22 protein-coding genes are annotated in these 17,219 nt (G+C 70.4%); all 22 read left to right on the forward strand.

The features are described from left to right. Window positions 1-14 precede the first annotated feature (14 nt). Entirely contained in the window at window positions 15-278 is a 264-nt protein-coding gene (gene rpmD, locus VIS07_05580) for a 50S ribosomal protein L30 (GenBank protein ID HEY8514960.1), read from the forward strand. Then, window positions 278-724 carry a 50S ribosomal protein L15 gene (gene rplO / locus VIS07_05585; GenBank protein HEY8514961.1) on the forward strand — a complete coding sequence of 149 codons (447 nt, stop codon included), beginning with the start codon at window positions 278-280 and terminating at the stop codon, window positions 722-724. The genes rpmD and rplO overlap by 1 nt, the downstream gene beginning before the upstream one ends. Next, window positions 721-2,031, forward strand: a complete 1,311-nt coding sequence (secY, locus tag VIS07_05590; protein ID HEY8514962.1) for a preprotein translocase subunit SecY — start codon at window positions 721-723, stop codon at window positions 2,029-2,031. Before rplO ends, secY begins: the two co-directional genes overlap by 4 nt. A 14-nt stretch (window positions 2,032-2,045) precedes the next feature. Next, on the forward strand, window positions 2,046-2,711 hold the full coding sequence (locus VIS07_05595) for an adenylate kinase (GenBank protein ID HEY8514963.1): 666 nt from the start codon (window positions 2,046-2,048) through the stop codon (window positions 2,709-2,711). Beyond that, window positions 2,708-3,472 (forward strand): type I methionyl aminopeptidase, encoded by a 765-nt coding sequence (gene map, locus VIS07_05600; protein ID HEY8514964.1) that lies wholly within the window; start codon window positions 2,708-2,710, stop codon window positions 3,470-3,472. Before VIS07_05595 ends, map begins: the two co-directional genes overlap by 4 nt. Window positions 3,473-3,485: 13 nt before the next feature. After that, window positions 3,486-3,704 carry a translation initiation factor IF-1 gene (infA, locus tag VIS07_05605; protein HEY8514965.1) on the forward strand — a complete coding sequence of 73 codons (219 nt, stop codon included), beginning with the start codon at window positions 3,486-3,488 and terminating at the stop codon, window positions 3,702-3,704. 14 nt (window positions 3,705-3,718) lie between these two features. Next, window positions 3,719-3,832 carry a 50S ribosomal protein L36 gene (rpmJ, locus tag VIS07_05610; GenBank protein ID HEY8514966.1) on the forward strand — a complete coding sequence of 38 codons (114 nt, stop codon included), beginning with the start codon at window positions 3,719-3,721 and terminating at the stop codon, window positions 3,830-3,832. 15 nt (window positions 3,833-3,847) lie between these two features. Beyond that, window positions 3,848-4,231 (forward strand): 30S ribosomal protein S13, encoded by a 384-nt coding sequence (gene rpsM, locus VIS07_05615; GenBank protein ID HEY8514967.1) that lies wholly within the window; start codon window positions 3,848-3,850, stop codon window positions 4,229-4,231. 149 nt (window positions 4,232-4,380) lie between these two features. After that, a complete protein-coding gene (rpsK, locus tag VIS07_05620; protein HEY8514968.1) occupies window positions 4,381-4,845 on the forward strand; it encodes a 30S ribosomal protein S11 in 465 nt (154 codons plus the stop codon). 1 nt (window position 4,846) lies between these two features. Further along, window positions 4,847-5,473 carry a 30S ribosomal protein S4 gene (rpsD, locus tag VIS07_05625; protein ID HEY8514969.1) on the forward strand — a complete coding sequence of 209 codons (627 nt, stop codon included), beginning with the start codon at window positions 4,847-4,849 and terminating at the stop codon, window positions 5,471-5,473. A 52-nt stretch (window positions 5,474-5,525) separates the two neighbouring features. Beyond that, complete coding sequence (locus tag VIS07_05630; protein ID HEY8514970.1) at window positions 5,526-6,560, forward strand: DNA-directed RNA polymerase subunit alpha; 1,035 nt, start codon at window positions 5,526-5,528, stop codon at window positions 6,558-6,560. A 13-nt stretch (window positions 6,561-6,573) separates the two neighbouring features. Further along, entirely contained in the window at window positions 6,574-7,032 is a 459-nt protein-coding gene (gene rplQ, locus VIS07_05635) for a 50S ribosomal protein L17 (GenBank protein ID HEY8514971.1), read from the forward strand. A 164-nt stretch (window positions 7,033-7,196) separates the two neighbouring features. After that, complete coding sequence (gene argS, locus VIS07_05640; protein ID HEY8514972.1) at window positions 7,197-8,855, forward strand: arginine--tRNA ligase; 1,659 nt, start codon at window positions 7,197-7,199, stop codon at window positions 8,853-8,855. Then, on the forward strand, window positions 8,855-9,619 hold the full coding sequence (locus tag VIS07_05645) for an SPOR domain-containing protein (GenBank protein ID HEY8514973.1): 765 nt from the start codon (window positions 8,855-8,857) through the stop codon (window positions 9,617-9,619). The genes argS and VIS07_05645 overlap by 1 nt, the downstream gene beginning before the upstream one ends. 4 nt (window positions 9,620-9,623) lie before the next feature. Continuing rightward, window positions 9,624-11,099 carry an anthranilate synthase component I gene (gene trpE, locus VIS07_05650; GenBank protein HEY8514974.1) on the forward strand — a complete coding sequence of 492 codons (1,476 nt, stop codon included), beginning with the start codon at window positions 9,624-9,626 and terminating at the stop codon, window positions 11,097-11,099. Beyond that, entirely contained in the window at window positions 11,096-11,680 is a 585-nt protein-coding gene (locus tag VIS07_05655) for an aminodeoxychorismate/anthranilate synthase component II (protein HEY8514975.1), read from the forward strand. The genes trpE and VIS07_05655 overlap by 4 nt, the downstream gene beginning before the upstream one ends. Next, window positions 11,677-12,717, forward strand: a complete 1,041-nt coding sequence (gene trpD / locus VIS07_05660) for an anthranilate phosphoribosyltransferase (protein ID HEY8514976.1) — start codon at window positions 11,677-11,679, stop codon at window positions 12,715-12,717. Before VIS07_05655 ends, trpD begins: the two co-directional genes overlap by 4 nt. A 55-nt stretch (window positions 12,718-12,772) precedes the next feature. Continuing rightward, window positions 12,773-13,597 (forward strand): indole-3-glycerol phosphate synthase TrpC, encoded by an 825-nt coding sequence (gene trpC, locus VIS07_05665; GenBank protein HEY8514977.1) that lies wholly within the window; start codon window positions 12,773-12,775, stop codon window positions 13,595-13,597. 32 nt (window positions 13,598-13,629) lie between these two features. Next, window positions 13,630-14,238 carry a phosphoribosylanthranilate isomerase gene (locus VIS07_05670; protein ID HEY8514978.1) on the forward strand — a complete coding sequence of 203 codons (609 nt, stop codon included), beginning with the start codon at window positions 13,630-13,632 and terminating at the stop codon, window positions 14,236-14,238. Then, window positions 14,222-15,439: a tryptophan synthase subunit beta gene (trpB, locus tag VIS07_05675; GenBank protein ID HEY8514979.1), complete on the forward strand. Its 1,218-nt coding sequence runs from the start codon at window positions 14,222-14,224 to the stop codon at window positions 15,437-15,439. The genes VIS07_05670 and trpB overlap by 17 nt, the downstream gene beginning before the upstream one ends. Beyond that, a complete protein-coding gene (gene trpA, locus VIS07_05680) occupies window positions 15,436-16,311 on the forward strand; it encodes a tryptophan synthase subunit alpha (protein HEY8514980.1) in 876 nt (291 codons plus the stop codon). Before trpB ends, trpA begins: the two co-directional genes overlap by 4 nt. Next, window positions 16,308-17,198, forward strand: a complete 891-nt coding sequence (gene accD / locus VIS07_05685) for an acetyl-CoA carboxylase, carboxyltransferase subunit beta (protein HEY8514981.1) — start codon at window positions 16,308-16,310, stop codon at window positions 17,196-17,198. Before trpA ends, accD begins: the two co-directional genes overlap by 4 nt. Window positions 17,199-17,219: the final 21 nt, after the last annotated feature.

The raw sequence follows: 17,219 nt of genomic DNA on the forward strand, positions 1-17,219 counted from the left end.
AGGAATCTGAGGCGATGAAGTCGCGGAAGGCTAGGAAGGCGGACGAGCGCGTCACCGCGCTGGTGAACCGCTTCGCGCCCGGCTCGCAGGGAACCAACAAGACGCTGCGCGTGACGCTCGTGCGCAGCGAGATCGGCGGCACCGAGCGCCAGCGCGCCACGCTGCGTTGCCTCGGGCTCGGCAAGCGCGGCTCGCAGTCGTTGATCGCCGACACGCCGCAGGCGCGCGGCCGGATCCGCGCGGTCGCCCACCTCATCGAGGTGGAGGAGGCGAGCTGATGGACCTCTCGAACCTCCATCCCGCACCGGGGGCGCGCAAGCCGCGCCGCCGCGTCGGTCGCGGACCGGGCTCGGGCCTCGGCAAGACCGCGGGCCGCGGCCACAAGGGTCACAAGTCGCGCTCGGGCGGCAACACCCCGCCGGGCTACGAGGGCGGCCAGATGCCGCTGCAGCGCCGGCTGCCGAAGCGTGGCTTCCGGAATCCGTTCCGCAAGGAGTACGACGTCGTCAACCTCTCCGACCTCGGCCGCTTCCAGGCGGGAACGGTCGTCGACCTCGAAGCCCTCGCGAAGGCCGGGCTCACCGGCAAGGTCGGACGGCGCCGCGTCAAGATCCTCGGTGACGGCACGCTCGAGCACGCCCTCACCGTGAAGGCGCATGCGTTCAGCGCGTCGGCCAAGGCCGCGATCGAGGCCAAGGGCGGCACCGCCGAGGTCCTCGCGTGACCACCGGCTTCTCCAACGCGCTGCGGGTCGAGGAGCTCAAGAAGCGCCTGCTCTTCACCGCCGGGATGCTCGCCGTCTACCGCGTCGGCGTCGCCATCCCGACGCCCGGGATCGACGGCAAGGCCATGCAGGCCTTCTTCGACGAGGCGAGGAACAACGTCTTCGGCCTCGTCAACCTGTTCTCGGGCGGCGCGCTCGAGCGCTTCTCGATCTTCGCGCTCGGCATCATGCCGTACATCAGCGCGTCGATCATCCTGCAGCTCCTGACCGTCGTCGTGCCGACCCTCGAGCGGCTTTCGAAGGAGGGCGAGGCGGGACGGCGCAAGATCACGCAGTACACGCGCTACGGGACGGTCGTCCTGGCGCTGATCCAGAGCCTGTTCATCAGCGTCGGGCTCGAGCAGATCCAGGCTCCGGGCGGCGGCGGGGTGGTCTACAACCCCGGCTGGAGCTTCCGCCTGATGAGCATGATCACGCTCACCTCGGGCACGGCGTTCATCATGTGGCTCGGTGAGCAGGTGACCGAGCGTGGCATCGGCAACGGCATCTCGCTGGTCATCTTCGCCGGCATCGTCGCGGCCCTGCCGTCGGCGGTGGTGACGACGTTCCAGTTCATGAACGAGGGCGAGCTGTCCCTGTTCGTGGTGCTCGGCATCCTCGTCTTCATGGTGGCGGTGATCGCCGGGATCATCTTCGTCGAGCGCGGCCAGCGGCGGATCCCGGTCCAGTACGCCAAGCGGGTGGTGGGACGCCGCATGTACGGCGGCCAGAGCTCGCACCTGCCGCTCAAGATCAACACGTCCGGCGTGATCCCCCCGATCTTCGCCTCCTCGATCCTGATCTTCCCGGGGACCATCGCGAGCTTCGTCCAGCACCCCTGGGCGGACCGGGCGGCCGAGCTGCTGACCCCCGGCAACGTCCTCTACAACGTCATCTACGTGGCGTTGATCATCTTCTTCTGTTACTTCTACACGGCTGTCACGTTCGACCCGGTGGACGTCGCCGAGAACATGAAGAAGTTCGGCGGCTACATTCCGGGGATCAGGCCTGGGAAGAAGACGGCCGATTACATCGACCGGATCCTGACGCGGATCACGCTCGGCGGGGCGATCTACATCTCCGCCGTTTGCGTCCTTCCGACCATCCTGATCCAGCAGTTCAATGTGCCGTTCTTCTTCGGAGGGACCGCTCTTCTCATCGTCGTTGGAGTTGCGCTGGACACCGTCGCACAGATGGAGACTCATCTCCTGACCCGCAACTACGAAGGCTTCATGAAACGCGGCCGGTTGCGTGGACGTCGTGGTTAGGGTGCCGGCGCGCCGTGACGACCGCCGCCTCTTCGCAATTGGTCCTGTTGGGGCCACCCGGAGCGGGAAAGGGCACGCAGGCGGAATTGCTTTCGGCGCGCCTTGGAACGCCGCATATCTCGACGGGCGACATGCTGCGTCTGGAGATCTCCCGTGGCTCGGAGCTTGGTCTGAAGGCCAAGACCTACATGGACAAGGGTGATCTCGTGCCGGACGACCTCATGCTCGGCATCGTCCGCGAGCGTCTGGCGGCGCCGGATTGCGTGAAGGGCTTCGTGCTCGACGGTTTCCCGCGCTCGGTGCCCCAGGCCGTGAGCCTCGACAAGATCTGCGGCAACTCCAAGCGCGGCCTGCGGGCGGTGAGCCTCGAGGTGCCGACCGACGAGCTCGTGCGCCGTCTCGCCGAGCGGCGTACCTGCCGGAAGTGCGGCGCCATGTACCACCTGAGCTTCGAGCCGCCGAAGCGTCCGGGGATCTGCGACAAGTGCGCCGGCGAGCTCTACCAGCGCGACGACGACCGGGAGGAGATCGTGACGGCGCGGCTCGAGGTCTACCGCAAGGCGACCGAGCCGCTGCTGCAGTTCTACCGCGAGCGCCAGGCGCTGCTGCCGGTCGACGGCACCGGTTCGACCGACCAGGTGAACCGCCGGATCATGGCGACCCTCGGGATCACCGCATGATCGTCCTGCGCAGCCGACAGGAGATCGAGCTGATCCGCGCCGCCTGCCAGATCGTCGCGGACGTGCTCCGGCGCCTCACCGAGGTGGTCGCGCCCGGGGTGTCGACCGCCGAGCTCGACCGGCTCGCCGAGCAGTGGACGCGCGAGAAGGGCGCCGTTCCGGCGTTCAAGGGCTACAACGTCGGCGGCCGGGTCTACCCGTCGTCGCTCTGCGTCTCGATCAACGAGGAGGTCGTGCACGGGATGCCGTCCCCCAAGCGCATCCTGCGCGAGGGCGACATCGTCGGGCTCGACTTCGGCGCCGTCTACAAGGGCTACTACGGCGACGCCGCCGTCACCGTCGCGGTCGGCCAGGTGAGCGAGAACGCCGAGCGCCTGATGCGGGTGACCCGGGAGTCGCTGTACCGCGGCATCGAGAACATGCGGGTCGGCAACCGTATCCGCGACATCTCGGCCGCGATCCAGCAGCACGCCGAGTCGCACGGCTACGGCGTCGTGCGGGACTTCGTCGGGCACGGCATCGGCCAGCGCCTGCACGAGGAGCCGCAGGTGCCGAACTACGTCACCGCGGGCCAGAACCCGCGGCTCAAGGAAGGGATGGTCCTCGCGATCGAGCCCATGATCTGCGAGGGCACGCACGAGGTCGAGGTCCTCGCGGACGGCTGGACGGCGGTCACGCGGGACCGCCGTCTCGCCGCACATTTCGAGCACTCGGTGGCCGTCACCGCCAACGGCCCCGAGATCCTCACGCTGCCGAGCTAAGCAGGGACGGAGAATGCCGAAAGGAGACGCGATCGAAGTCAGCGGGGTCGTGCAGGAGTCGCTCCCCAATGCGATGTTTCGAGTGGCGCTGGACAACGGCCACAAGATCATCGCGCACATCTCGGGGAAGATGCGCATGCACTACATCAAGATCCTTCCGGGCGACAAAGTCACGGTCGAGCTATCGCCCTACGACCTGAGCCGCGGCCGGATCACGTATCGCGTCAAGTAAATAGGAATGAGAACATGAAGGTCCGAGCCTCCGTCAAGAAGATTTGTCCGAAGTGCAAGATCATCCGGCGCGAAGGCGTGCTGCGGGTCCTCTGCGTGAACCCGCGCCACAAGCAGCGTCAGGGCTGAGGAGAGCCGAGAGTCATGGCACGCATCGCCGGCGTCGACTTGCCGAAGAACAAGCGCATCGAGATCGGCCTCACGTACATCTACGGGATCGGGCGCAGCCTGGCGCGCAAGATCTGCCAGGAAGCGCAGGTTTCGCTCGACACCAAGACGGACAACCTGACGGAGGACGAGCTCCAGAAGCTGCGCCGCACGATCGAGCAGAACTACAAGGTCGAGGGCGATCTGCGCCGTGAGGTGACGCTCAACATCAAGCGCTACGTCGACCTCGGCACCTACCGGGGTCTGCGCCACCGCAAGAACCTTCCGGTGCACGGCCAGCGCACGCACACCAACGCGCGTACCCGCAAGGGCCCGCGTCGCACGGTGGCCGGCAAGAAGCCGCCGCCGCCGAAGGGCTGATGTACGGGGCGCGAGAGCGTAGAGTGAATCGAGGTTTGGAGATCCGCGCGCACCGCGCGCGGCCGAGCGGAGCGAGCGCGAGCGTAGGGGCGCTCGGCTTCGCCGCATGGATGGAGGGGGCGCGGACCCCCTCGTCGAGGTAGAATCGAATGTCGAAGACCGAGGTGAATCCGGCGCCCGCCGCCGAGCAAGGCGCGGCGGAAACGCCGGCCGCTCAGCCGGCCGCCGCGGCGCCGGCCACGCCACGGCGCAAGAAGGGCAAGCGGATGGTCTCGGAAGGGATCGTCCACATCCATTCCACGTTCAACAACACCATCGTCACCATCACCGACATGATGGGTGGTGTCGTTGCGTGGGCCAGCGCCGGATCGGTCGGCTTCAAAGGATCGCGCAAGGGCACGCCGTTCGCGGCGCAGCTCGCCGCCGAGGCAGCGGCGAAGAAGGCGGCCGACTTCGGCATGCGCAGCGTGCAGGTGCTGGTGAAGGGCCCGGGCGGCGGACGCGAGCCCGCGCTGCGCTCGCTCCAGGCAGCAGGCTTCGCGATCACGCTGATCCGCGACGTCACTCCGATCCCGCACAACGGCTGCCGTCCGCCGAAGCGAAGGAGGGTCTGAGGTGGCCCGTAACACCGATCCCGTCTGCCGCATGTGCCGCCGCGAGGGCATGAAGCTGTTCCTCAAGGGCGAGCGCTGCTTCACCGACAAGTGCGCGATCGAGCGCCGCAACTATCCGCCGGGCCAGCACGGCCAGGGACGCCACAAGTTCTCGGAGTACAGCGTCCAGCTGCGCGAGAAGCAGAAGGTGAAGCGGATCTATGGCGTCTTCGAGCGCCAGTTCCGCCGCTACTTCGCGCTCGCCGAGCGGGCCAAGGGCGTGACCGGCGAGGCGCTGCTGACGACCCTCGAGCGTCGGCTCGACAACATCGTCTACCGGATGAGCTTCGCGAACTCGCGCGCCGAGGCGCGCCAGCTCGTGCGCCACGGTCACTTCACCGTCAATGGCCGCAAGGTGACGATCCCGTCCTACCTGGTGAGCGTCGGTGACAAGATCACGGTCCGCGAGCGCAGCCAGAAGATCGCACGCATCGTCGAGGCCCTGGAGCTGTCGCAGCGGCGTGGCGTGCCGGACTGGCTCGAGGTCAACCGGGAGAGCTTCACCGGCACCGTGAAGGCGCTGCCGCAGCGCTCGGACCTCACCATGCCCATCAACGAGCGGCTCATCGTCGAGCTCTACTCGAAGTGATGGGGCGAAGCGGCACGTCGAGTCGCGAATCGAGAATCGAGGGAGTCAAAGAGTGAACGGTTTTCAGCAGAATTGGCGCGATCTCACCAAGCCCAAGCGGCTCGAGATCGACGACAAGAGCCTGACGCCGACCTACGCAAAGCTCGAGTTCGAGCCGCTGGAGCGCGGGTTCGGAACCACCCTCGGCAACTCGCTACGTCGGGTTCTCCTCTCCTCGCTCCGCGGCGCGGCGATCACGTCGGTTCGCTTCGAGAACACGCTGCACGAGTTCTCGACCATCCCCGGCGTGACCGAGGACGTGACGGACATCATCCTCAACCTCAAGGAGGTCCGCTTCCGGCTGCACGACGGCGCCAACGAGGCGGTCGCGCGCATCGACGTCAAGGGCGAGCGTCGGGTGACGGCAGCCGACATCGAGGCCGGTCCCGAGCTCGAGGTGCTGAACCCCGACCACCTGATCGCGAACGTCGCCAAGGGCGCCGACTTCAAGGCTGAGCTGACCATCAAGGCCGGCCGTGGCTACGTGCCCGCCGACCGCAACAAGGAGGAGGGTCAGCCGATCGGCACGATCCCGATCGACTCGATCTTCAGCCCGGTCAAGAAGGTGAACTTCGTCGTCACCAACGCGCGCGTCGGCCAGCGCACGGACTACGACAAGCTGACGATGGAGATCTGGACGGACGGCAGCGTCCGGCCGGAGGACGCGCTCGCGCTCGCCGCGCGCATCCTGCAGGACCAGCTCAGCGTCTTCATCAACTTCGAGGAGCCCGCCGAGGTCGCCGTTCCCGCCGAGGAAACGGCGTCGGCCGAGCTCAACGAGAACCTCTTCCGCACGGTCGACGAGCTCGAGCTGTCGGTGCGCTCGGCGAACTGCCTGCAGAACGCCGACCTCCGCTACATCGGCGAGCTCGTGCAGAAGACCGAAGCGGAGATGCTCAAGACCAAGAACTTCGGGCGCAAGTCGCTCAACGAGATCAAGGAGCTGCTCGCCGAGATGGGCCTCTCGCTCGGCATGCGGCTCGAGAACTTCCCGTCGCGGGAGGAGCTCGAGCGTCGCCGCATGATGCGCGAGAAGCAGACGGCGTAATTCGGGTCACACCATGCGACATCTGAAGGCAGGACGGAAGCTCGGCCGGACGTCGGCGCATCGTGCGTCGCTCTACCGCAACCTGGTTGCGGAGCTGCTGACCCACGACCGCATCAAGACGACCGACGAGAAGGCGAAAGAGGTGCGCCGGTTCGCGGATCGCATGGTGACGCTCGCCAAGACGGGCACGCTCGCCGCTCGCCGGCGCGCGGTTGCGTTCGTCCGCGACAAGAAGGCGGTGCAGCGGCTGTTCTCCGACATCGCCGAGCGCTTCAAGGATCGTCCGGGTGGATACACCCGCATCGTCAAGCTCGGCGTGCGTCCGGGGGACGCGGCGTCGATGTCGATCATCGAGCTCACCGGCACGTCGGAGAGCGTCGAGCCGGCGAAGAAGCGCCGCGGCCCCCGTCGTCCGAAGGCGCAGCAGGCCTCCGAGCCCGCAGAGAAGCGCGCTCGCGCGGCCGCGGGCTGATCGCACACCCTACATGCGCGTGGAGACGCGTGCGTTTGACGCTTCGCGACGAACTCGCTAGCGACAGCACGTGTGGATGCGCGCGCGCTTGACCGCTTTCGCGCCATCGCCGTCGTAGGCGTGACGGCCGCGGTTCGAGCGACGCGGCGGCGCGCGAAACGGCGATGAAGAAGCGGATCGAAGCCCTGCTTGCCGGCGCCCTCGACCGCGCCGTACGCGCGGGCGATCTGCACGGCGGCACCCTCCCACCCGGCGCGCTCGAGGTGCCGAAGGATCGCCAGTTCGGCGACCTCGCGGCGACTCTTGCCCTGACGCTCGCGCGCGCGGAGCGCAAGGCGCCGCGCGCGATCGCCGAGACGCTGCTGCGTCATTTCGAGGATCCGCAGGGGCTCGTCGCGAGCACGGAGATCGCGGGTCCGGGCTTCATCAACTTCAAGCTCGCGCCGCGCTTCTGGCACGAGGAGCTCGCCGGCCTGCTCGCCGATCCCACGCTCGGCGTCGAGCCGTTCGGCGCCGGACGCCGCGCGCAGGTCGAGTTCGTGAGCGCGAACCCGACCGGCCCGCTGACCGTCGGCCACGGGCGCAACGCGGTGCTCGGCGACACGCTCGCACGGCTGCTCGAGGCGGTCTCCTACCAGGTCGAGCGCGAGTACTACTTCAACAACGCTGGACGCCAGATGAAGGTCCTCGCCGCGTCCGTGCGTGCGCGCTACCAGGAGCTGGTCGGCCGTCCGGCGGACTTCCCCGAGGACGGCTACCAAGGCGACTACATCCGCGACATCGCCCGTCAGCTCGTCGAGACCAAGGGCGCGACCATCGCCGACGACGACGAGGCGACCTTCCGCGCCGCCGCGGAGAGCGCGATCTTCGAGGACATCCGCGCGACGCAGGACCGCCTCGGCATCCGCTTCGACCACTACTTCAACGAGGACAGCCTGTACGCGTCGGGTGCGATCGACGACGTGCTCAAGCGCCTCGAGGAGCGCGGGCTCATCGACCGCCGCGAGGGCGCGGTGTGGCTACGCGGCGAGAAGGTCGGCCTCGACAAGGACCGCGTGCTGGTCAAGAGCAGCGGCGAGCCGGCGTACCGCCTGCCCGACATCGCGTACCACGAGAACAAGCTCGCGCGCGGCTTCGACCTGATCGTCGACGTGCTCGGCGCCGACCACATCGCCGAGCACCGCGAGGTGGCAGCGGCGCTCACCGGCCTCGGCCACGACACCTCGCGCATCCGACCGGTGATCTACCAGTTCGTCACGCTGACGCGGCACGGCGAGCAGGTGAAGATGTCGACGCGCCGCGCGGAGTACGTGACGCTCGACGAGCTGCTCGACGAGGTCGGCAGCGACGCGGCGCGGTTTTTCTTCTTGAGCCGCAAGTCGGACAGCCACCTCGAGTTCGACCTCGAGCTCGCGAAGAAGCGCTCGACCGACAACCCGGTCTACTACGTCCAGTACGCGCACGCGCGCATCATGAGCCTGTACGCGCAGGCGCGGACGCAGGGCGTCGCGCTGCCGAACGGCGCGGTCACGGCGGACGACCTGCGTGCGCTCGAGCTCGACGAGGAGTTCGACGTGATCCGGCTGCTCGCGAGCTACGGCGAGGTGGTCGACGCGGCGGCGCGCGATCTCGAGCCGCACCGCGTGGTGTTCTACCTCCAGGATCTGGCTGCAGCGCTGCACCGCTTCTACAACCACCATCGCGTGCTCGGCGACGAGGCTCCGGGACGCGTCGCGGCGCGCCTCGCGATGCTCGAGGGCGTGCGCCGGGTGCTGGTGGCGGGTCTGTCGCTGCTGGGAGTCACCGCGCCGGAGAGGATGTGATGGCGCGAGGGCGGGAGAGCGGACGCTTCGAGTTCGGCTGGCTGGGCATCCTCGGGATGTTCACCATCTTCACGGCCGGCTCGGTGGTGATCTTCTTCCTCGGCATCTACGTCGGCAAAGGACTGCAGGAGAGCCGCCTCGCGCGCGAGGAGCGCGTCGTCCGCCTGCCGGTCAATCCCGGCGAGACCGGCAACGAGTACGCCGACGTCCGGTCGCACGACACCTCCGACGAGCCGCGACCGGCGCAGACCACGAGCGTCAACCTCGCGGTGCGCGTGCAGCCGGTCGCGACGCCGAGCCCCGAGCCGGTGCCCGTGCCGACGGCCGAGCTCGCAGCGGTCGAGCCGGAGCCGACGGCGGCGATCGCTGCCCTGCCGGTGGCGACGCCGGCCAGCGCACCACGCACGCAAGCCGAGCCGCCCGCCCAAGCCGTGCGGCCGGCGCCGAGCCCGGCCGTCGCGCTCGCCCGTCCGACGCCCGCCGTCGAGACCGTCGCCAAGGCGGAGCCCGCCGCGCGCCCGACGACCGGCAAGTACTGGAGCGTGCAGGTCAACGCGACCAAGGACCAGGAGACCGCCGACCGCCTCGTCCAGCGCCTGAACGAGCTCGGCTACCAGGCATTCATCGTGCGCGTGCGCCTCGCCGACGAGACCTGGTACCGCGTCCGCGTCGGCAAGTTCCCGACGATGGAGGCGGCGACCGCCGTCGTCATGCGGCTCAAGAACGAGGAGCGCTACTCGCGCGCGTTCCTCGTCAACGAGTGACGTCGTGCGGATCCTGCCGAGCCGGGCGCAGTTCGCGCGTCTCGCGGCGGACGCGACGCACGTGCCGGTGTGGGGCGAGCTGCTGTCCGACCGCGACACGCCGGTCAGCGCCTTCCGCAAGCTCCACCGCGGCGAGTACGGCGGCCTGCTCGAGAGCGCGGTCGGCGGCGAGCGCTGGGCGCGCTACAGCTTCATCGTCACCGATCCGGTCGCGCGCGTCGTGGCGCGCGGCCGCGACGTCCAGCTGATCCGCAGCGACGGCTCGGTCACCGAGCGCAAGGGCGTCGACCCGCTGCTCTTCCTGCGCGAGGTGCTGGCGAGCTACCGAGTCGCCGCCGTGCCTGGGCTACCGCGCTTCACCGGCGGGCTCGTCGGCTACGTCGCCTACGACGCCGTGCGCTGGATCGAGCGGCTCGAGTCGCCGCCGAAGGACGACCTGGGCTTCCCGGATCTGCACCTGCTGCTCGTCGACACGCTGGTCATCTTCGACAGCCGCGACCAGAAGCTCTTGCTGCTCACGCACGCGGACCTGAGCCTCGGCGAGGAGCGCGCCTACGCGGAAGCCGTCCGTCGCGTCGAGGAGCTCGCGCAGCGGCTCGACGCGCCGGCGCAGCCGTTGCGCGCGCGCTTCGGCGAGCCGCAGACGCGGCCCGTCGAGTCGTCCATGACGCCCGAGCAGTTCCGCGCCGCGGTGGTGCGCGCGAAGGACTACATCTACGCGGGCGACATCATCCAGGTCGTCCTCGCGCAGCGCTTCTCGCGTCCGACCGACGCCGAGCCGTTCGACGTCTACCGGTGCCTGCGCTCGATCAACCCGTCGCCCTACCTGTACTTCATGGAGCTCGGCGAGCTCGCGGTGGTCGGCGCGTCGCCGGAGGTGCTGGTGCGGCTCGAGGACGGCCGCATGACCGTCCGCCCGATCGCCGGCACGCACCCGCGCGCCGCGACGCCCGAGGAGGACGAGAAGCTCGCGGCCAAGATGCTCGCCGACCCGAAGGAGCGCGCCGAGCACGTCATGCTGCTCGACCTCGGGCGCAACGACATCGGGCGGGTCGCCGTGCCGGGCTCGGTGGAGGTGACCGAGGCCTTCGTGGTCGAGCGCTACTCGCACGTGATGCACATCGTCTCGAACGTCGAGGGCCGCGTCGCCCCCGGCTTCGACGCGATCGACGCGCTGCGCGCCGCGTTTCCTGCGGGTACGCTGTCCGGTGCGCCCAAGGTCCGTGCGATGCAGATCATCGACGAGCTCGAGCCCACGCGCCGCGGCATCTACGGCGGCGCCTTCGGCTACTTCGGCTTCTCGGGGTCGATGGACACCGCGATCACGATCCGCACCGCGGTGCTCGCCGACGGCAAGGTCCACGTGCAGGCGGGCGCCGGCGTGGTCGCGGACTCGGACCCGCAGTACGAGCACGAGGAGTGCGTCCGCAAGGCTCGCGCGGTCTTCGCTGCGATCGAGATGGCGGAGAGTCTCCGATGATTTTTATGCTCGACAACTACGACTCGTTCACCTACAACCTCGTGCAGTACCTGAGCGAGCTGGGTGCCGAGGTCGTGGTGCGGCGCAACGACGCGGTCACCGTGGACGAGGTCGAGGCGATGCGTCCGGGCGCCATCGTCATCTCCCCCGGGCCGTGTACGCCGCGTGAAGCGGGCATCTCGGTCGAGCTGATCCAGCGCTGCGCGAGCCGCATCCCGACGCTCGGCGTCTGCCTCGGGCACCAGGCGATCGGCGCCGCGCTCGGCGGCGACATCATCCGCGCGCCGCGCATCATGCACGGCAAGACCTCGCCGATTCACCACACGGGGCAGGGCGTGTTCGCCGGTCTGCCCGATCCGTTCGAGGCGACCCGCTACCACTCGCTGGTGATCGACCCGCGCACGCTGCCGAAGGAGCTCGAGGTCACGGCGTGGACCGACGACGAGGGGGAGCGCACGATCATGGGCGTGCGCCACGCGACCTGGCCGCTCGAGGGCGTGCAGTTCCATCCGGAGTCGATCCTCACGACCTCCGGCAAGCAGCTGCTGGCGAACTTCCTCGCCCGGGTCGGGAAGGCGTGAGCGCGCCGGCGCTGCGAGCTGCGCTCGCGACGCTGTGCGACGGCGGCGAGCTCACCCGCGACGACGCCGCGCTGGCGTTCGACGAGATCATGGCGGGGCAGGCGACGCCGGCGCAGATCGGCGCGTTTCTCGCCGCGCTCCGCGCGCGCGGCGAGACGGTCGACGTCGTGGTCGCGGCAGCGCGCGCGATGCGCAACCACGCCGAGCGCGTGACCACGAAACGCTCGCCGCTGATCGACACCTGCGGCACCGGCGGCGACGGCGCGAGCACGATCAGCATCTCGACCGCCGCGGCGCTGATCGCAGCGGGCGCTGGCGTCGCGGTCGCGAAGCACGGCAACCGCGGCGCGTCCGGACGCTTCGGCGGCGCCGACGTGCTCGAGGCGCTCGGCGTGCGGATCGATCTCTCGCCCGAGGACGCCGGGCGCTGCCTCGACGAGGTCGGCATCGCGTTCCTGTTCGCGCCGCGCATGCACCCGGCGATGCGCCACGCGGGGCCGGTGCGCCGCGAGCTCGGCATCCGGACCGTATTCAACCTGCTCGGACCGCTCACCAACCCGGCCGGCGTCACGCGCCAGGTGATCGGCGTGCCGTCGGCCGAGGCGCTGCGTCTGGTCGCGGGCGCGCTGCGCGAGCTCGGCGGCGAGCACGCGCTCGTCGTCCACAGCCGCGACGGCCTCGACGAGATCTCGCTCGGCGCGCCGACCGACGTGATCGAGCTGCGCGACGGCGTGCTCACCGAGCGCGTGCTGACCCCGGCGGACTTCGGCCTGCGCGAGGTCGACGCCGCGGAGCTGCGGGTCGAGACCGCCGCGCACTCGGCGGAAGCGCTGCGCGCGCTGCTCGAAGGACGTCCGGGGCCGATGACCGACGTCGTGCTCGCCAACGCCGCGGCGGCGCTGTACGTCGCCGGGCGCGCTGCGACGCTCGCGGACGGCGTCGAGCAGGCGCGAGCGGCGATCCGCTCGGGCGCGGCGCGCGACGCGCTCGACCGCCTGGTCGCCTTCACCACGAGCGTCGAGGGAGCGCCCGCATAGCGGATGACGCCGCGCCGCCGCGTGCTAGTGTTCCGACACCGGCGGTTCCCACGCGATGACGACCGCGCAGACGCAAACACCCGACATCCTCGCCGAGATCGTCGCGCACCAGCGCGAGGTGGTGGCCGAGGCGCGCGCGCGCCGTCCCGTCGAGGAGCTGCAGCGCTCGCCCAGGTGGGATACGCCGCGCCGCAGCTTGAGCGAAGCGCTGCGCAGCCGCCGGCCCGCGGTGATCGCCGAGTGCAAGCGCCGCTCGCCGTCGAAGGGTGTCCTGCGCGATCCCTACGATCCGGTGGCGATCGCGCGCGGCTACGCCGCCGCCGGCGCGGCCGCCATCTCGGTGCTGACCAACGAGCGCTACTTCGGCGGCGCGCTCGACCACCTGACCGCGGTGCGCGAGACGGTCCCCGTGCCGGTGCTGCGCAAGGACTTCGTGGTCGACGCCTACCAGCTCGCGGAGGCGCGCGCGGCCGGCGCCGACGCGGTGCTGCTGATCGTCGCGGCGCTCACGCCGACGGAGCTCGCGGAGCTGCACCGCGGCGCGCTCGACCTCGGCCTCGAGGTGCTCACCGAGGTGCACGACGAGCGCGAGCTCAAGCAGGCGATCGCGATCGGCGCACGCATCATCGGCATCAACAACCGCAACCTGCGCACCTTCGTCACCGACCTCGCGACCAGCGAGCGGCTCGCGCGCCTCGTGCCGGCGGACGCCATCGTGGTCGCCGAGAGCGGACTTCGCGACGGCGGCGATCTCGCGCGCCTCGCGCGCTCGGGGATCGGCGCGTTCCTGGTCGGCGAGGCGTTCATGAAGGCGCCGGAGCCCGGCGCGGCGCTCGCTGCGATGCTGCGCGAGTCGGCGGAGCGCGCAGAGGTACCATGACGTCGGCGGGTCGAGCGGGCGAGCACGCGCCCGTGCGCGTCAAGATCTGCGGCGTGACGAGCTCCGCCGACGCGCGTGCGGCGGTCGAAGCCGGCGCCGACATGGTCGGTCTCAACTTCTACCCGCGCAGCAAGCGGTACGTGACGCGCGAGCGCGCGCGTGAGATCGTCGCCGAGCTGCCGCCCGAGGTGTGGCGCGTCGGCGTGTTCGTCAACGCCGCGCGCGACGAGATCGAGCGGCTGCGCGACGAGCTCGAGCTCGACGCGATCCAGCTGCACGGCGACGAGGAGCCGGAGGTGGCGCAGGGCCTCGGCTGCACGGTGATCCGCGCCCTGCGTCTACGCGGACCGGACGACGCCGCGCGCGCGCTCGACCGCTGGCCGGTCGACTACCTGTTGTGCGAGGGCGACGCCGGCGCGTCGTACGGCGGCGCCGGCGCGTCGTTCGATTGGGCGTGGGCGCGCGCGGTGCCGCCCGCGCGTCTCTTCGTCGCAGGCGGTCTCACGCCCGAGAACGTCGCCGACGCGGTGCGCGCGCTCCGACCGTTCGCGGTCGACGTCGCGAGCGGCGTCGAGAGCGCGCCGGGCGTCAAGGACCACTCGCGGATGGCCGCGTTGGTGAAGCATGCAAAAGCTGCCTGATCGTCGTGGACACTTCGGGCCGTTCGGCGGCCGCTACGTCAGCGAGACGCTGATGCCGGCGCTGCTCGAGCTCGAGGAAGCGTGGCTCAAGTTCCGCAAGGACAAGACCTTCAAGGCGGAGCTCGACGCGCTGCTCGCGGAGTACGTCGGCCGCCCGACGCCGCTCACGCACGCGCGTCGCCTCTCGGAGGAGCTCGGCGGCGCGCAGATCTGGCTCAAGCGCGAGGACCTCTGTCACACCGGCGCGCACAAGATCAACAACACCATGGGCCAGGTGCTGCTTGCCGTGCGCATGGGCAAGCGTCGCATCATCGCCGAGACCGGAGCCGGGCAGCACGGGGTCGCGTCGGCGACGGCAGCCGCGCGCTTCGGCCTCGAGTGCGAGGTCTTCATGGGCGCCGAGGACGTCCGGCGTCAAGCACTGAACGTCTTCCGGATGAAGCTGCTCGGCGCCAAGGTCCGCGTCGTCGAGAGCGGCAGCCGGACGCTCAAGGACGCGATGAACGAGGCGCTGCGCGACTGGATCAGCACCGTCGAGGACACCTACTACATGATCGGCTCCGCCGCGGGGCCGCATCCCTACCCGATGCTGGTGCGCGACCTGCAGAGCGTGATCGGACGCGAGGCGCGCCGGCAGATCCTCCGCGCGACCGGCAAGCTGCCCGACGTGCTGATCGCCTGCGTCGGCGGCGGCTCGAACGCGATCGGGCTCTTCCATCCGTTCCTCGGCGACGCGGGCGTGCGTCTCGTCGGCGTCGAGGCGGCGGGGCACGGCATCGAGACCGGCAAGCACGCGGCGACGCTCAACGCCGGACAGAGCGGCATCTTGCACGGCGCGAAGTCGTACCTCTTGCAGGATGAGCTCGGACAGGTGCGCGAGGCGCACTCGATCTCGGCCGGCCTCGACTACCCGGGCGTCGGACCCGAGCACAGCTATCTCAAGGAGCACGGGCTCGCGACCTACGTCACCGCGACCGACGACGAGGCGCTCGATGCGCTCGAGCGCCTGGCGCGCACCGAGGGCATCATCCCGGCGCTCGAGACCGCGCACGCGGTGGCGCACGCGATCCGCCTCGCGCCGACGATGGGACGCGAGCAGACGATCGTCGTCTCGCTGTCGGGGCGCGGCGACAAGGACATGGAAACCGTTGCCGCGGCGCGCGGCGACGCGATCCGCGCGGCCGGCGGAGCAGGGCAGTGACGGTCTCGGTTTCGCAGCCACAGGCGAGCGGCACGCGCGCGGCGCGCGTCGACTCGGGGAGCAGCCGTCTCGCGCGGCGCTTCGCCGAGCTGCGCGAGCGCAACGAGGCCGCGTTCATTCCCTTTCTCATGGCCGGCGACCGCGGCCTCGACACGACCGCGCAGCTGATGGACGCGCTCGTCCGCGCCGGCGCCGACGTGATCGAGCTCGGCGTGCCGTTCTCCGATCCGATGGCGGACGGGCCGATCCACCAGCGCGCCGCCGAGCGCGCGCTGCGCGCCGGCACGACGCTGCGCGGCGTGCTCGACCTGGTCGCCGACTTCCGCCGTCGCTCGGACGTGCCGGTGGTCGTCTTCGGCTACGCGAATCCGTTCGTGCGCTTCGGCCCGGACGCGCTCGCGCACGCCGTCGCTTCGGCGGGCGCGGACGCGGTGCTGTGCGTCGACATGCCGCCCGAGGAGGCGGACGAGCTGCGCGTGCCGCTGCGCGCCGCGGGGCTCGACATGATCTTCCTGCTCGCGCCGACGAGCACGCGCGAGCGCATTCGCCGCGTGCTGCGCACGGCGTCGGGCTTCGTCTACTTCGTCTCGGTCACCGGCGTGACCGGCGTGAAGGCCGCCGACCCCGAGCGCATCGCGGACCTCGTGAAGAGCATCCGCGCGGAGACGACGCTGCCGGTCGGCGTCGGCTTCGGCATCTCGACGCCCGAGCAGGCGGCGCGCGTGAGCGCGATCTCGGACGCCGTCATCGTCGGGAGCGCGCTCTCGAAGCTCGTCGAGGACGCCGCGGACGGCGCCGACGCGGTGGCGTCCGTCGAGGCGCTGGCTCGCGAGCTCAAGCGCGCGACCCGTCGGAAGGAAGCGCGCGCGTGAAGCGCAACGGGCCGTCCGGCTCTCCGACCGCGCCGGCGTCGCGCAGCCGGGGCGCCGCGCGTCCCGCCCGCGCCGACGCGCAGGAGAAGGCGCTCTTCGTCCGCTGTCCGTCGTGTCGCGAGACGGCGTACCGCAAGGACGTCGAGCGACGGCTCAACGTCTGCGGCAACTGCGGCCATCATTTTCGCTTGACGGTGGAGGAGCGTCTCCTGATCACCGTCGACCGCGGCTCGTTCGTCGAGACCAACGCCGAGCTGATCGCGAGCGACCCGCTCGGCTGGGTCGATCAGCAGCCGTACCCCGAGCGGCTCGCCGCCGCCCGCGAGACGACCGGCCACGGCGACGCCGTCGTCACCGGACGCGCGGCGATCGACGGCATCCCGGTCGCGCTCGCGGTCTTCGACTTCCACTTCATGGGCGGCAGCATGGGGACCGTCGTCGGCGAGAAGCTCGCGCGGCTCGTCGAGGACGCGATCGAGCGGCGGCTGCCGCTGCTGATCTTCGCGGCGTCTGGCGGCGCGCGCATGCAGGAAGGGACGCTGTCGCTCTTCCAGATGGCGAAGGTCTCCTCGATGCTCGCGCGGCTGCGCGAGGCGGGGCTGCCGTACATCTGCGTGCTGACCGATCCGACGACCGGCGGCGTCGCCGCGTCGCTCGCGATGCAGGGCGACGTGCAGATCGCCGAGCCCGGCGCGCTGATCGGCTTCGCCGGACCGCGCGTCATCGAGCAGACCATCCACCAGACGCTGCCGAAGGGCTTCCAGAGCGCCGAGATGGTGCTCGAGCACGGCATGCTCGACATAGTGGTGCCGCGCCGCGAGATGCGCGACACGCTCGCGCGCCTGCTGCGCGTGCTGACGCGCGGACGCGCCGCGCGCGGCGCCTGACGGCACGCGCCGCCCGTCCGC

This window comes from Candidatus Binatia bacterium (genome assembly GCA_036563615.1).
Classification (GTDB): domain Bacteria; phylum Desulfobacterota; class Binatia; order UBA12015; family UBA12015; genus DATCMB01.

Excerpts from the sequence above, each read along its gene's own strand:
- rpmD (HEY8514960.1), top strand. The coding sequence starts at position 15 with ATGAAGTCGCGGAAGGCTAGGAAGGCGGACGAGCGCGTCACCGCGCTG.
- rplO (HEY8514961.1), top strand. The coding sequence starts at position 278 with ATGGACCTCTCGAACCTCCATCCCGCACCGGGGGCGCGCAAGCCGCGC.
- map (HEY8514964.1), top strand. The coding sequence starts at position 2,708 with ATGATCGTCCTGCGCAGCCGACAGGAGATCGAGCTGATCCGCGCCGCC.
- infA (HEY8514965.1), top strand. The coding sequence starts at position 3,486 with ATGCCGAAAGGAGACGCGATCGAAGTCAGCGGGGTCGTGCAGGAGTCG.
- rpmJ (HEY8514966.1), top strand. The coding sequence starts at position 3,719 with ATGAAGGTCCGAGCCTCCGTCAAGAAGATTTGTCCGAAGTGCAAGATC.
- rpsM (HEY8514967.1), top strand. The coding sequence starts at position 3,848 with ATGGCACGCATCGCCGGCGTCGACTTGCCGAAGAACAAGCGCATCGAG.
- rpsK (HEY8514968.1), top strand. The coding sequence starts at position 4,381 with ATGTCGAAGACCGAGGTGAATCCGGCGCCCGCCGCCGAGCAAGGCGCG.
- rplQ (HEY8514971.1), top strand. The coding sequence starts at position 6,574 with ATGCGACATCTGAAGGCAGGACGGAAGCTCGGCCGGACGTCGGCGCAT.
- argS (HEY8514972.1), top strand. The coding sequence starts at position 7,197 with ATGAAGAAGCGGATCGAAGCCCTGCTTGCCGGCGCCCTCGACCGCGCC.
- VIS07_05645 (HEY8514973.1), top strand. The coding sequence starts at position 8,855 with ATGGCGCGAGGGCGGGAGAGCGGACGCTTCGAGTTCGGCTGGCTGGGC.
- VIS07_05655 (HEY8514975.1), top strand. The coding sequence starts at position 11,096 with ATGATTTTTATGCTCGACAACTACGACTCGTTCACCTACAACCTCGTG.
- trpC (HEY8514977.1), top strand. The coding sequence starts at position 12,773 with ATGACGACCGCGCAGACGCAAACACCCGACATCCTCGCCGAGATCGTC.
- trpB (HEY8514979.1), top strand. The coding sequence starts at position 14,222 with ATGCAAAAGCTGCCTGATCGTCGTGGACACTTCGGGCCGTTCGGCGGC.